This window comes from Rhodococcus sp. (in: high G+C Gram-positive bacteria) (genome assembly GCF_049591685.1).
GTDB lineage: Bacteria > Actinomycetota > Actinomycetes > Mycobacteriales > Mycobacteriaceae > Rhodococcoides.
The window spans coordinates 1-14,936 of record NZ_JBAWFH010000026.1; the positions used below are offsets into that span (position 1 = coordinate 1).

The 14,936-nt window shown below is 65.6% G+C and carries 11 protein-coding genes; 4 read left to right on the forward strand and 7 right to left on the reverse strand.

Going from position 1 to position 14,936, the window contains the following annotated elements:
* On the reverse strand, positions 1-1,312 hold a 1,312-nt coding region (locus tag WBQ44_RS00855), incomplete at its 3' end, for a DEAD/DEAH box helicase (RefSeq protein ID WP_495564846.1).
* 274 nt (positions 1,313-1,586) lie between these two features.
* Here WBQ44_RS00855 and WBQ44_RS00860 point away from each other — a divergent pair.
* Entirely contained in the window at positions 1,587-3,374 is a 1,788-nt protein-coding gene (locus WBQ44_RS00860; RefSeq protein ID WP_495564847.1) for an AMP-dependent synthetase/ligase, read from the forward strand.
* 84 nt (positions 3,375-3,458) lie between these two features.
* Here the strand turns inward: WBQ44_RS00860 and WBQ44_RS00865 are convergent, their stop codons facing one another.
* Positions 3,459-4,073, reverse strand: a complete 615-nt coding sequence (locus WBQ44_RS00865; protein ID WP_495564848.1) for an alpha/beta hydrolase — start codon at positions 4,071-4,073, stop codon at positions 3,459-3,461.
* A gap of 56 nt (positions 4,074-4,129) precedes the next feature.
* Here WBQ44_RS00865 and WBQ44_RS00870 point away from each other — a divergent pair, with 56 nt between their 5' ends.
* Entirely contained in the window at positions 4,130-7,555 is a 3,426-nt protein-coding gene (locus WBQ44_RS00870) for a TM0106 family RecB-like putative nuclease (protein ID WP_495564849.1), read from the forward strand.
* Here the strand turns inward: WBQ44_RS00870 and WBQ44_RS00875 are convergent.
* Positions 7,552-8,763, reverse strand: coding sequence for an alanine racemase (locus tag WBQ44_RS00875; RefSeq protein WP_495564850.1), 1,212 nt, complete (start codon positions 8,761-8,763; stop codon positions 7,552-7,554). The genes WBQ44_RS00870 and WBQ44_RS00875 overlap by 4 nt on opposite strands.
* A complete protein-coding gene (locus WBQ44_RS00880; RefSeq protein WP_495564851.1) occupies positions 8,760-9,404 on the reverse strand; it encodes a TetR/AcrR family transcriptional regulator in 645 nt (214 codons plus the stop codon). Before WBQ44_RS00880 ends, WBQ44_RS00875 begins: the two co-directional genes overlap by 4 nt.
* 76 nt (positions 9,405-9,480) lie before the next feature.
* Here WBQ44_RS00880 and WBQ44_RS00885 point away from each other — a divergent pair, with 76 nt between their 5' ends.
* Positions 9,481-10,788 carry a D-arabinono-1,4-lactone oxidase gene (locus tag WBQ44_RS00885; protein ID WP_495564852.1) on the forward strand — a complete coding sequence of 436 codons (1,308 nt, stop codon included), beginning with the start codon at positions 9,481-9,483 and terminating at the stop codon, positions 10,786-10,788.
* 7 nt (positions 10,789-10,795) lie between these two features.
* Here the strand turns inward: WBQ44_RS00885 and WBQ44_RS00890 are convergent, their stop codons facing one another.
* Positions 10,796-11,521, reverse strand: coding sequence for a thioesterase domain-containing protein (locus WBQ44_RS00890; RefSeq protein WP_495564853.1), 726 nt, complete (start codon positions 11,519-11,521; stop codon positions 10,796-10,798).
* Positions 11,522-11,663: 142 nt separating this feature from the next.
* Between WBQ44_RS00890 and WBQ44_RS00895 the strand changes: the two genes are divergently transcribed.
* Entirely contained in the window at positions 11,664-13,154 is a 1,491-nt protein-coding gene (locus WBQ44_RS00895; RefSeq protein ID WP_495564854.1) for a molybdopterin-dependent oxidoreductase, read from the forward strand.
* On the opposite strand, the gene WBQ44_RS00900 is transcribed toward WBQ44_RS00895, so the two are convergent.
* Positions 13,141-14,082, reverse strand: a complete 942-nt coding sequence (locus tag WBQ44_RS00900) for an adenosine deaminase (RefSeq protein ID WP_495564855.1) — start codon at positions 14,080-14,082, stop codon at positions 13,141-13,143. The genes WBQ44_RS00895 and WBQ44_RS00900 overlap by 14 nt on opposite strands.
* Positions 14,083-14,109: 27 nt before the next feature.
* The gene (locus WBQ44_RS00905; protein ID WP_495564856.1) at positions 14,110-14,901 is read right to left on the reverse strand and encodes an enoyl-CoA hydratase/isomerase family protein; all 792 of its coding nucleotides are present in this window, start codon (positions 14,899-14,901) and stop codon (positions 14,110-14,112) included.
* Between the last annotated feature and the right edge of the window lie 35 nt (positions 14,902-14,936).

Genomic DNA, 14,936 nt, shown 5'->3' on the forward strand with positions numbered 1-14,936 from the left:
CGATCAGCCTGCGGAACAGCGCAAGGTTCTCGTTCTCGAGGCTTGCGGTGATCGAGTCGCCGAACTTCATCACGCGCTGCGCGTTGACGTCGTCGACACTCGGAAGCTGCATCTCGGTGATGGGCTGACGCGTGGCGCGCTCGATCGCCTTGAGCAGGTGACGCTCCCGGGGCGCGACGAACAACAACGCCTCGCCGGCGCGACCAGCGCGACCGGTACGGCCGATGCGGTGGACGTACGACTCGGTGTCGTGCGGAATGTCGTAGTTGATGACGTGCGAGATGCGATCGACGTCGAGACCACGCGCCGCGACGTCGGTGGCGACCAAGACGTCGATGGCACCGCTCTTGAGCTGGCCGATGGTCCGCTCGCGCTGGGCCTGGACGATGTCACCGTTGATCGCTGCTGCAGAGAATCCCCGTGCCCGCAACTTCTCCGCGAGTTCCTCGGTGGCCTGCTTGGTGCGAACGAACATGATCATGGCCTCGAACTCTTCGACCTCGAAGATCCGAGTGAGCGCCTCGAGCTTGCGCTGATGAGCCACCTGCACGTAACGCTGGGTGATGTTGGGTGCCGTCGACGTCTTGGTCTTGACCGTGATCTCGACCGGATCGTGCAGGTACTGCTTGGAGATCTTGCGGATCGCCGGCGGCATGGTGGCGGAGAACAACGCCACCTGCTTGTACTCGGGAGTGTCGGAGAGGATGCGTTCGACGTCCTCCTGGAACCCCATCTTGAGCATCTCGTCGGCCTCATCGAGCACCAGGTACTCGAGCTGGGACAGATCGAGCGTGCCCTTCTCCAAGTGGTCGATGACGCGACCCGGAGTACCGACGATGATCTGCGCGCCCTTGCGCAAGCCGGACAACTGAATGCCGTAGGCCTGGCCACCGTAGATCGGCAGGATGTGCAGACCCGGAATGTTGGCGGCGTACTTGCCGAACGCCTCGGCCACCTGCAGTGCGAGCTCGCGCGTCGGTGCCAGCACCAACGCCTGCGGGACGCGGCGGGAGACGTCGAGACGAGAGAGAATCGGTACCGCGAACGCGGCAGTCTTGCCCGTTCCGGTTTGCGCGAGACCGACGACATCGCTTCCGCTCATCAACGGTGGAATGGTGGCGGCCTGGATGGGCGACGGGGTCTCGTAGCCGACATCGCGCAGAGCCTTCAGGACCCTCTCGTCGATTCCGAGGTCGGCAAACGTCAACTGCTCACGCTCTTCCGCGGGTGCCGAAGTCGGGCCGGCAGCCGAATGTGCGGTCACGGCGTCTGGGGTCACGGCGGCGTCCTGATCTGGCTCTGTTGTGCTCATATACAGCCGAGTTTAGTCCCTGTCACTGCTCGAGCAGGACGGAGTGCCGGAAACTTCGTGGACAAGCTTGCCAGCCGGTCGATCGGAGGGTGACCGAACAGACACCGCACTGTCGAAATCGACCCACGCAACAGTTAAGGTGCACGACGAGTCACACATAACTCCGCAGGACGAGTCGAAATTTCGCAAACCGGACAACCATCGGTAGTGCAACCCGACCCCGAATGTGATGAAATGCACACCTGTTACGTCATTTTCCCGGAGGGGTTCTACAGTGCGCGAATATTCTGTGCCGGCTTCATTCACAATTCCCGACGATGCGTCGATGGCCGATACCGTCTTCCGGTACGAGAAGGAGTCCCCGAACGTCGTCCCGTTCCAGCGGCTGATCGGCGGGAGGTGGACGGACGTCACCGCAGCACAGTTCGCTCGCGAGGTCGCAGCCGTGGCCAAGGGCTTCATCGCCTCGGGTGTCGAGCTCGGCGACCGAGTCGCAATTCTCTCGGCCACCCGTTACGAATGGGTGCTGCTCGACTACGCCATCTGGACCGCAGGCGGCTGCACCGTCGCGATCTACGAGACCTCCGCGCCCGATCAGGCGCAGTGGATCCTCGAGGACTCTGCCACGAAGCTGCTGGTCGTCGAGACGCCGCAGCACGCCGAGGCCCTCAAGGAGGTCACCGAAGGCGCCGCCGATCTGCGTGAGGTACTGCAGATCGACGCAGGCGCCATCGACGAACTGACCACCCGCGGCGCGAACGTCACCGACGAGGATCTGGACGCACGTCGCCACCAGGTCACTGCGTCCACTCCCGCGACACTGATCTACACCTCGGGCACCACGGGCCGCCCCAAAGGCGTGCAGCTCACCCACGCCAACTTCTACGCAGAGGTCCAGGCGACACAGATCGCCCTGCACGACTCGATGAAGGAAGGCAATCGCACCCTGATGTTCCTTCCGATGGCGCACGTGTTCGCGCGCGCCATCTCGTTCGGAGCGTTCGAGTCGAAGGCCACCGTCGGACACACCTCCGATGTCACCACGCTGCTCGATCAGTTCGCCAGCTTCAAGCCCGACTTCATCCTGTCGGTACCGCGTGTGTTCGAGAAGGTCTACAACTCCGCCAAGCAGAAGGCGCACGACGGCGGCAAGGGCAGCATCTTCGACAAGGCCGCAGCCACCGCCATCGAGTGGAGCGAGGCGCAGGACAAGGGCGGCGCCGGCCTCGTGCTGAATGTCAAGCACAAGGTGTTCGACAAGCTCGTCTACTCGAAGCTCCGCGCTGCGCTCGGCGGCAACTGCGATCGCGCCGTCGCCGGTGGCGCCGCCCTCGGTGCCCGACTCGGCCACTTCTTCCGCGGTGTCGGCATCCCCGTCTACGAGGGCTACGGCCTCACCGAGACGAGCGCAGCCGTCACCGTCAACACCACGGCGGAACAGCGCATCGGCAGCGTCGGGAAGCCGATCAACGGCCACTCGGCCAAGATCGCCGAGGACGGGGAGCTGCTCGTCAAGGGACCGGTCGTGTTCAGCGGCTACTGGCACAACGACAAGGCGACCGCCGAGTCCATCATCGACGGCTGGTTCCACACCGGCGACCTGGGAAGCATCGACCAGGACGGATACGTCTCGATCACCGGCCGCAAGAAGGAAATCATCGTCACCGCGGGCGGCAAGAACGTCGCACCCGCAGTGCTCGAAGATGCCCTCCGCGCAAACGCACTGATCAGTCAGTGCCTCGTGGTCGGCGACGCGAAGCCTTTCATCGGCGCGCTCATCACCCTCGACCCGGAAGCCCTCCCGGGTTGGAAGGAACGTAACGGCGTCGCCGAGAACGTCGCGTTCGAAGAACTGAAGAAGAACGCCGACCTCGTAGCCGAGATCGACAAGGCCGTCGCCGACGCCAACAAGAAGGTGTCCAAGGCCGAGCAGATCAAGAAGTACAAGATCCTCGAGAACGACTTCACCGTCGAGACCGGTGAGCTCACTCCCACGATGAAGCTCAAGCGCAACATCATCCACCAGGAGCGCAGCTCGGAGATCGAGTCGATCTACAGCTAGTCCGTCCTTGCCCGCCGAGATCGAGGTTGCGTCAGGAAATCCACGGAAATCCCTACGCAACCTCGATCTCGGCGGAGCGGGAGGTCACACGTGGGTGAGCAGGAATTCTGCGGCCGCCAGCGACACCGTGCGGTGCACCTTCTCGTGCAGCAGGTCGTGGCCCGCATGTTCGAACTCCCGCAACGACGCTCCGGGCACCGACGGTATCCACGAGCGAACAGCGTCGATGGGCGCCATCCGGTCGTCGACACCGTGCAGCGCCAGCAGCGGGATGGTCGCATCGTTCAGGTCGGTCGCCTTGCCCGTCGTCGACTTCGGCGTGCCGCACAGAACTGCGGAGCCGAACCCGCTCGGGTTCTTGCCGAGAGCCGCGATGGCCGTCGCAGCTCCGAGTGAGTGACCCATCAGTGCCACCGGCACGCCAGAGCGTTCCGACCTTGCGATGTCCGCCAACTGCAGCGCGTTGTCGGCCAGGCCGTCGATCTGAGAGGCGTCGGACAGTTCGCCCTCGGTCAAGCCGTGGCCGACGTGATCGACCGCCCAGACGTCGATGTTCTCGTTGTTCATGATCCGCGCGAAGCGGTGGTAGTGGCCGCTGTTCTGGCCGAGACCGTGAAGAAAAACCAGCACTAGCTGCGGATGTGCTGTCGTCCACGAGCGGTAGTGGACGGCACCGGTGGCTCCCTCGAAAAACGGCATTCGACTATTTTGCCTGCTGCGTCTGCCCTCCGCTGCATTCACCTACAGTTGGGCGCGTGTTCCTACTGGACGACCGGGTCGTGTACAGCGCCAGTGACCTGTCGGCCGCAGCCGCGTGCGAGTACGCGATGCTCCGTTCCCTCGACGCGGTACTCGGCCGAATTGCCGCCGTGCGCGCCGAGCCGGACCCCATGCTCGAACGCACATCGGCACTCGGCCTCGCCCACGAAAAGCGTCAACTCGAAGCATTTGAGGCCCGGTACGGCGTGGGCGTGTCGATCATGCCGAGGCCGGAGCGTTCGCTCGTCGGACTCGCCGACGCCAATGCAGCGACCATCGAAACAGTCCTGTGGGGATACGACGTTCTCTACCAGGCAACCTTCTTCGACGGCCGCTTCCTCGGGTTCTGCGACTTCCTCGTCAGGGAAGGCACCCCCGCCGACCGAGGCGCGTACTCGGTGTACGACACCAAGCTGTCCCGACACGCACGAGTGCCCGCCCTCCTGCAGCTCGCCGCCTACGCCGACGCACTGCAGCGCGGCGGCATCGAGGTGTCGGATTCGCTGCATCTGATGTTGGGTGACGGCAGCACCACCGACCACGCGACGAAGAATCTTCTCCCCGTCTATCGCCGTCGCCGAGCCCATCTCGAGCAGATCCTCGACGAGCATGTCGCCGACGGCGACCCCGTCGACTGGGGCGACCCGCGGTACACCGCCTGCGGACGGTGCGACCAATGCGACGAGCAGGTCGTCGCGCGCGACGACCTGCTTCTCGTCGCGGGACTCACCGGCGGTCAACGAGCGCATCTGATCGACGCGGGCATCACCAGCACGGCAGAACTGGCTGCCTCCTCTGCGCCCGTGCCGAACCTCGCTGCGCGGGTGCACGACAACCTGCGGGCCCAGGCGACTCTGCAGATCGCACAAAGCCGAAGCGGCGCAACCGAATACGAGATATTCGACGCCGAGGCATTGGCATCGATTCCCGAACCGAACCCGGGCGACATCTTCTTCGACTTCGAAGGCGACCCCCTCTGGTCCGAACCGAACTCGCACGAATGGGGGCTCGAGTACCTCTTCGGCGTGCTCGACACGGACGGGGAGTTCACCCCGTTCTGGGCGCACGACCGCGCCGAGGAGCGCGCCGCCCTCGAAGCGTTCCTCGATTTCCTCGTGGCCCGCCGACGCGAATATCCCGGCATGCACGTCTACCACTACGCCGCCTACGAGAAGACGGCCTTGCTTCGGCTCGCGGGACGGTACGGCGTCGGCGAGGAGATCGTCGACAATCTGCTTCGCGAGAACGTCCTCGTCGACCTCTATCCTGTTGTTCGCGGGTCGCTCCGCATCGGCGAACGGTCGTACAGCATCAAGAAACTCGAGCCCCTGTACATGCCGACGGGGCGGATAAGCGACGTCACCAATGCCGCGGCGTCCATCGCCGAGTACGCACACTGGTGCGATCTTCGCGACGAGGGCCGCACCGACGAAGCAGCTGCCCTGTTGGCCGAAATTGCCGAATACAACCGGTACGACTGCGAATCGACGATCCGGCTGCGCGACTGGTTGCTCGCACGTGCAACGGAGGCGGGAGTCACTCCGCGGCAGGCCGCCGAGCTCGTTCCCGACACCGACGACCACGCGACACCGCTGGAAGAGTCACTGCGCGAGTTCGTCGGTACCGGACCAGCGGCCGACCGTACCGGCGTGCAACAGGCAGTCGCGCTGTACGGCGGTTCGATCGGCTACCACCGCCGTGAACGAAAACCATTCTGGTGGGCACACTTCGACCGCCTGCAGAGCCCCGTCGACGAGTGGCCCGAAACCCCGGACGTGATGACGGTGGAATCGGGCTGCATCGAATCGGTGTGGGCCAAGACAACACCGCGCCAGAAGTTGCTGCGCCGCCGTCTCCGCTTGAACGGGACCGTCGCGACCGGTCTGGACAGAAACGTCCGGCTGCTCTACGACCTGCCTGCGCCCGAAGGCCTCGATCAGCCGCACCCGAGCTACCGCGCATGCAGCAAGGCCGATGTGGTGGAACTGGGTGACAGCTACGTACTCGTCGACGAGAAGCTGGCGGCGGCCGCCGACCCGTACGACTCGCTGCCGATGGCGATCGCTCCCAACGCCCCGATACCGACGGCCAGCATGGAAGCGGCAATCGGCCGCGCATCCGAGGAGGTGCTCGCAGGACTACCGGATCTCCCGCACTGCGCCGTGGCCGACCTGACCTCGCGCTCGACACCGCGGACGATCTCCGGAGCGGGCCTGCCACCGGTGGTGGACGGCAATTACACCGAAGCGATCACCACTGCGCTGCTCGATCTGGACCACTCCTACCTGGCCGTCCAGGGCCCACCGGGAACCGGGAAAACGTACACCGCAGCAGCCGTCATCACCCGCCTGATTCTGGAGCACGGTTGGCGAATCGGCGTTGTCGCGCAATCACATTCGGTCATCGAGAACCTACTGCAGGGCATCGCACAAGCCGGTGTGCCCACCGAGCAGATCGGGAAGAAGAAGGCACCCGACGGGCTCACCGACCTGAAGGAAGCCGAGTATCCATCGTTCGTCGCGGACGCCGCCGACGGGTGCGTCATCGGCGGAACCGCGTGGGATTTCTCGCACGCGACCCGGGTGGTGCCGGGTTCTCTCGACCTGCTCGTCATCGACGAAGCCGGACAGTTCTCGCTGGCCAACACCATCGCCGTCGCCGGCTCGGCCCGCACTCTGCTTCTGCTCGGCGACCCGCAGCAGCTGCCGCAGGTCAGCCAGGGCACCCACCCCGAGCCCGTCGACGAATCTGCGCTGGGATGGCTCGCCGCCGGCCATGGAGCCCTGCCGACCGACCGCGGGTACTTCCTCAGCCGCACCTGGCGCATGCATCCCGCGCTGTGCGCACCGGTCTCTGCTCTGTCCTACGAGGGCAAGCTGTTCTCGAACGAGGACGCGACCGACAAACGGGTGCTCGACGGCCTGCCACCGGGACTGCACACCGTCACCATCGAGCACCACGACAACACCACCGAGTCACCCGAAGAAGCCGAGGAGATTCGTCGGCAGATCGAGAAGCTCATCGGTCTGCCGTGGACCGACCCCGACACTCACCACGGCGTCCGGGGACTCGAACCCGCGGACTTCCTCGTCGTCGCACCGTACAACGCCCAGGTGGCACTGATCCGCGAACACCTCGACAACGCCGGCCTCGGCGACGTGCTCGTCGGCACCGTCGACAAGTTCCAGGGTCGGCAGGCACCGATTTCGATCGTGTCGATGACGGCCTCGAACCTCGCCGCATCTCCCCGCGGCGCAGGCTTCCTGCTGTCACGAAACAGGCTGAACGTCGCCATCTCTCGCGGTCAGTGGGCGGCCATCATCGTCCACGCGCGAACGCTGACCCACTACCTCCCCGCCACCCCGGACGGCCTGGACACGCTCGGAGCGTTTCTGGCTCTGACCGATTCGCACGCGCACTAGCCGAAGTTCCTGCCCTCGCCGCGGTAGGTGGGAAGGGTGGTGACGCCTCCGTCGGCCTCGACGATGTGCACCGCGTCGAAGCGTTCGCATACCTCCCCGGCCTTCGCGTGGCGGAACCACACGCGATCACCGACAGCCGCGCCGCGCGAGGAAACCGGCGTCTGAACTTCGCCTGCACCCTCGTTGCGCAGCAGCCGAAGACCGCCTCGCACGACCCCCACGCCTCCCGACGGGGCAACCGACAGGGCAACCGGCGACGGCGACCGCGACGCCGACGCAGGTCCCGACGCGATGTAGCCGCCGCCGAATGCAGTGGCGATCGACGGCGTCGGGGTACGAACGACGGACAGCGCGAAGTACAGCGCCGGCACCGGGGTGAACGCGCGGTACCCGTCGAACAGCGTGGGTGCGAACAGTCCTGAACCCGCCGTCACCTCGGTGACCGCGGCGTCGGCCGAGCTGACCTCGAGGGACCCCGTACCGCCACTGTTGACGATGGACAACGGGCCGACGACACCGGTGACCGCGTCGACCACGGCCGTGCGGCGCGTTCGCAGTTCCGACGCCGACAGCTTCTTCATCCACTCGACCGCACGGCTCGAGTCGGGTAGCCCGGCGATCTGCGCCTCGTAGAACATGACGCCCACGACCGCGAACCCACGGTTCTTCGCTTCGCGCGCGAACTCGGCGATCCGGTCGGGGCGACGCAGCGGCGACCTCCGGACACCCAGGTGCAACGGCCCCATGCGCAGGGAGGCGTCGACGTCGATACAGATGCGTGGACGAATGCTCGCCGATCCGGCAACGTCGCGAAGCAGATCTAAATGGGCAAGGTCGTCGACCATGAACGTGATGCGCTCGGTCAGCGCCCGACTCTGCGTGATCGCGGTGAGCGCTGCGCGGTCCACCGTCGGATACCCCATCAACACATCGCGCGCACCGTGCTCGGCAAGCCAGATCGCCTCGCGCGGTGAGTACGTCATCAGTCCGGCGAACCCGTCCGCGGCCGTCAACTCGGCACCCAGAACGCGCGCCAGCACACCCCGGACGCGCACCGATTTGCTCGCGACCCGCACCGGCAGTCCGCCCGCCCGCCGAACGAGAGCCGCCGCATTGGCGTCGAGGGCAGCTGCGTCGACCGCAGCGAACGGTGGCTCGAAACCCCTCGTGGCCTCGTCGATACGCGCCAGCGCATCGGATCCCGTCATCGAACGCTCACGGCTTTGCCCGCGATGATCCCGGACAGGTCGTCGAGCGCTGCAATGACGGCAATGTCGTCGCGGTCGACGAGCCACCGCAGGATCAACCCGTCGACCGTGGCCATGCCGAAGCGTGCAACCGAATCGATCGGTTCCATCCATCGCGTACCGGTGTGCTCGGCGCACGCTTCGAAAAACGCGTACGCCTCGGAGTCACGAATGCGGTACTGGCCGCCCGCCAGTGCAGCAGCGGGTGCGGAGCCGAGCGCTCGATGGCGAAGGAGGTAGGTCTTGATCTCGTACGACAGCAACTGGCGGTCCGCCGTGCTCTGCACCAGAGGCCAAATGGCACTGAGCCCGCTGTGCACCAACTCACGAAGACCACGGGGACCGTCGAGATCCCGCGTCCGCACCGCGGTGGAGAATGCGTGATGCAGGGCGCCGGTGACGTCGACGATCAGCCCCTCGCCCATGGCTGTGACCAGTACCTCCTTCGATTCGAAGCAGTAGTACACCGCGCCGCGAGCCACGCCTGCTTCCTCGGCAACGCCGCGAACCGTCAACCCTTCGATACCGACACGTTCGGCGAGATTCAAGGCAGCCTGCACCAGCTGGGCACGTCGCGTGTCGACCGGCAGCCGCGTCTGCATAATTCGATCGTAGGCGCGCAGCCGCGAAGGCGGAACGACATTGACCGTGTCGGCGGCACCCATTCATAGTTGATCGATGACGGGGCTTGCATGGCAGAACTGGGCAAGAAATCAGACGGCGTATCCCACCGAGGTGGCAATGCCGCGGAGCGTTCCGGACGTGCAGCACGACCTCGCGCGGGCCCCGGGGGCCGTCAAAGCCGTCGGAGCCGGGCATTCGTTCACCTCGATCGCGGTCACCGACGGAATGCAGATGAGCCTCGATCACCTGCGCGGCATCGAATCCGTCGAGAGTGCACCCGACGGATCTGCACTCGTGACGGTGCTTGCGGGTACCCGGCTGCGCGAGCTGACGGCAGCCCTGTGGGATCTCGGGCTGGCCATGACCAACCTCGGAGACATCGACTCACAGTCCGTCGCCGGCGCCATCTCGACCGGTACGCACGGAACGGGCGCGCAGTTCGGCGGGATCGCAACCCAGGTGCGTGCCCTGGAGATGGTGACCGCAGATTCCGGGGTCGTGACCTGCTCGCGGGAGACGCGCCCCGAGGTGTTCGACGCCGCGCGCATCGGGCTCGGCGCTCTCGGCATCGTCACCCGGGTGACGCTGCACTGCGTGCCGGCATTCCTTCTGCGCGCGGAGGAAGCGCCCGCGACGTTGACCGGCACGCTGGCGGACATCGACGGGGCGGTGTCTGCGGTCGACCACTTCGAGTTCTACTGGTTTCCGCACACCGACCGCGTGCTCACCAAACGCAACACTCGGCTACCGGTCGACGCCCCTCTCGCTCCGCTCGGTCGAGTCCGGGCATTCGTCGACGACGAACTGTTGTCCAACACAGCATTCGGGGCGATCAATCGCATCGTCACCGAGTTTCCCGGGATCATTCCCCGGGTGAACGCGCTGTCCGCACGGGCGCTGTCCGCACGGCAGTTCACCGATCGCAGCCACCGCGTGTTCGCATCCTCGCGGACGGTCCGGTTTCGAGAGATGGAGTACGCGGTGCCCGCGGAGTCGATCACCTACGTGCTGCACGAGGTCGATCGCTGGTTGGAGTCGTCGCGGGTGTTCATCGCGTTTCCCGTCGAGGTGCGTTTCGCCGCAGCCGACGACATCTGGCTGTCCACCGCGTACGGGCGCGACACCGCGTACATCGCCGTGCACCAATATCACCGCAGAGATCACCGAGCTTATTTCAACGCGGTCGAGTCGATCGCTCTCAGCGTCGGCGGACGGCCGCACTGGGGCAAGCTGCACTCGCTGGGTTCGGTGGATCTCGCCGACAGCTATCCGCACTTCGAGGACTTCCGGGCAGTACGAAACGAACTCGATCCCGGCCGAGTGTTCGACAACGAGTATCTGCAAGGAGTGCTGGGCGAATGAAGGGAAGCTAGAGGTAGCGGTCGACCAGTGCTCCGACGAGTCCGAACGCGGCGGTGTCGGGCACCTCGAACTTGGAGACCGTGCCGCTGACGAATGCGTGCCATGCCGATCCGGCGTCGGATCCGATGTTCGACACGACGAGCGCGGTACCAACGTAGATGCCGGGGAAGTGCTTGCTCGCCAAGTTCTCGTTGTGCGCGGCGGCGGCGAGGAGCTCCTCGGCGCGGCTGCGGTCGATGTCGTCGCCCATTCCGGCGAGCAGTTCGTGCTGCTGTCGGATCGAGCATCCTGATCCATCTCGCGGCATCGGGTCGCTGGCAAGGAGGGTCACGCTGAGCACGGTGACGCCCCTACCCTGCAGTTCGACGGCGATGGCGTGGGCGAGGACACCTCCGAAGGCAAGCCCCAGGAGGTGAACGGGGCCGGCTGTGGCCACCACGAGGATGTCGTCGGCGTAGCGCGCGGCGAGCGCGCCGATGGACACCGCCCGTTCTCCTGCGCCGGCGATCTGAACGCCGTACACGGGGTGATCGAACCCGATGTGCTCGGCCAGCGCTGCGTAGCGCGACGCCAGCCCGTCGATCGGGTGAATGCAAAACACCGGGGCCGAGGCGCCGGAGGCACGGATGGGCACGATGGTCGGTGCTACGACATCGGAGGCAGACCGATCGACGATGTCCGGGGCAGACAGATGCAGCGCGTTGAAATGCGTCGAATCGGTGATGACGGTCATGGAAAGAGCCCTCCGGGTCGAATCCTCGTGGTTCTTCGGTTTTGCGCCCACTGGGGAATATGTCGTCGAGTCCCGCGCCCGTGTTACCTACATCTCACAGCGTGTTTTCGAAGTACCTCCCCGGTTGGCGCACACTGGTGCCATGAAGAAGGCATTCGCCGGCATCATCGCCGCGGCAGTGATCATCGGCGTCGGCGAACTTGTCTCCGTCCCGTTCGGCAGTGGCTCCAGCCCGTTCGTGGCGGTCGGTTCCGCGGTCGTCGACAACACCCCCGAAGCCGTCCGCGACTGGGCCATCGACACCTTCGGTACGTCCGACAAAGCAGCATTGTTCGTGGGGATGGCGTTGGTCATCGGGTTGATCGCCGCAGGCGCCGGCCTGCTGCGGCGGCCCCGCGGGGCGATCCTGTTCGCCGTCCTCGGCGTTGTCGGTGTGCTCGCCGCCGTCACTCGATCCACCGCGTCGCCGCTGGCCGCGCTCCCCACCATCCTCGGCGTCGCTGCGGGCATCGTCGTCCTCCACGCGCTGCTCCGAACGACCGATCCCACGCACCCGACCGAATCCGAAAGCATGAGCAGGCGCAGCTTTCTGGGCCTCGCGGTGGCCGCAGGATTCGTCGCCGTCGCGGCAGGAACCGCGGGGCGCATGCTCGGGCAGGCACGCAGTGTCACCGCCAACCGCCTCGGATTCCTCCTGCCGACACCGACGCCTCAGCCGCCTATCCCGGCAGGCGCCGACCTCGGCATCGACGGCCTCGCCTCGTACGTCACCTCGAACGAGGACTTTTACCGCATCGACACCGCGCTCGTGGTGCCGCAGGTGCCGTCGGACACGTGGTCGCTGCGCATCCACGGCATGGTGGACCGCGAAATGGAGATTACGTTCGACGACCTCGCGTCGCGTGAAGCGGTCGAACGCACCGTGACCCTGACGTGCGTGTCGAACATCGTCGGCGGTGACCTCGTCGGCAACGCCACCTGGATCGGCTACCCGTTGAAAGATTTACTCGACGAGGCGGGCATCCAAGAAGGTGCCGATATGGTGCTCTCGTCGAGCCACGACGCGTTCACCGCGGGAACGCCGCTCGAAGCGCTACTCGACGGCCGCGACGCACTCCTCGCCGTCGGAATGAACGGCCAACCGCTCCCCGTCGAGCACGGCTACCCGGCCAGGCTCGTCGTGCCCGGGCTGTACGGCTACGTCTCCGCGACGAAGTGGGTCACCGATCTCGAGGTGACGCGATTCGACAGGGCGACCGCGTACTGGACCGACCGCGGCTGGGGCGAACGCGGCCCGATCAAGACCGCTGCCCGCATCGATACCCCCGCATCCGGCTCCGACATCGACCCAGGGCCCGTCGTCATCGCCGGGGTGGCCTGGAAGCAGCACACCGGAATCTCCGCCGTCGACGTACAAATCGACGGCGGCGACTGGGTTCCGGCGAACCTCTCCGAGGAGTACTCGAAGGACACCTGGCGGCAATGGGCGCTCACATGGGATTTCACGCCCGGCGAGCACACGATCCGCGCGCGAGCCACCGACGCCGACGGTGAAATCCAGACGTCGATGACCGCCGACACCGTGCCCGACGGCGCCACCGGCTACCCGCAAGCTTTCGTCACCGTGCGGTGAACGACGCCTTGATCGAATTGTCGTAGAGAATCTCACGCTCGCGCTCCGTCAGCCCGAGCTGCTCGGCGAGCGCCGCGAAATTGTCGTCGACGTAGCCGCCGAAGTACGCCGGATCGTCGGAGCCCACGGTGACCATCAAGCCGCGTTCGATCATCTGGCGAATGGGGTGGTCGGTGAGGTCGGCGATCACCTTCAGTCGGACGTTCGAAAACGGACACACCGTCAACGGGATCTCCTCGTCGACGAGCCGGGTTATCAGCGCGTCGTCCTCGAGGCAGCGAACACCGTGATCGATGCGTTCGGCGCCCAGCAGATCCAGTGCCTCCCAGATGTATTCGGCCGGGCCCTCCTCGCCCGCATGAGCGACGACGTGCAAGCCCTCGGCGCGGGCCTTCGCGAACACATCGACGAACAGCGACGGCGGAAAGCCTGCCTCCGCCGAATCGAGGCCGAGGCCGATGATCGGCGCGTTCATCGCCAACAGGTCGTCGAACAGCTTGTTGGCTTCGGCGACAGGCTTGTCCCGCAGGATCGACGCGATCAGCCCGCTCGTCACCCCGAACTCACGCTCGCTCGACGCCGCTGCATCCGCCAAACCCTCGACCACCGCCTCCAGAGGAACACCACGCGAAGTGTGCGCCTGCGGATCGAAAAAGACCTCCGCATGCGTGACGCCGCCCTCCGCCGCCCGGCGGAAATACGCACGCGCGAGATCGGCAAAGTCCTCCGCCGTGCGAAGAACTGAGGTGTTGGCGTAATACAGATTCAAGAACGACTGAAGATCGGTGAACTCGTACAACCGCCGCAGCTCCTCGATATCGCTGTACGGCAACGCAATTGCATTGCGTTCGGCGAACTCGAAAATCTGCGGCGGCTCGAGCGATCCCTCGATGTGCATGTGAAGTTCGGCGAGGGGCTTGGTGGTCATCCCATGAATCTTACCGCCCCGAAATTTTCACCGACCGCTGTACGTCGCCTTCCCCGGACCGTTCTCCAGAAAACTCCTCACCGCTCCGCGAAGATCGTCGGTCTCGAACAACGCCCCCGACACGTCCGACGTGATCTCGTCCGCATGAGCAATACCGCCCGAACGCCACGCCGCCACAATCTTTTTCGTGGCAGCGTGAGCCACCGTCGGGCCCGCGGCCAACCGCTCGACCAGAGCGCGCGCCTCGGCGTCGACATCGGTGTGGACGGCGTTCACGACGCCCCACTCCTTCAGCGTCTCGGCGTCGTACAGATCACCGGTCATGACGAGTTCGCGCGCACGGCCCGAACCGGCTCGCTCGGCGAGACGCTGCGGTCCGCCCATCGACGGCGTCAGTCCGACAACGGTTTCGACCAAACCGAACCTGGCTTTCGGGCCCGCAAGAATGATGTCGCAGGCAAGAGAGATCTCGAACGCAGCCGTCAACGTCAACCCGTGCGCGGCGTAGACCACCGGACACGGCAAAGCCTCGAGCGGATGTGCGATGTCGGCGAACAGCTTTCGCCACAGGTCTGCGCCCTGCGCCGCAGACAAGCCGTCGAACACGCGGACATCGACGCCCGCGGAGTTGACCTTTCCCTCGCTGCGCAACAGCACCGCGCGAGGAGGATTCGCCGTCAGCTCGGCGATGTCCGCGGCCACGGCATCGAACATCGCCTGATCGAAAAGATTGAGTGGCCCGTGGTCGAAGGTGAGTACTGCAACCTCCGCACCGGCGTCCGTTGTATACCTGACGAGCGAAGTGGGGTGATCAGCCATGGCGTCAACAGTGCCATACGTGCTGCCCGGGGCAG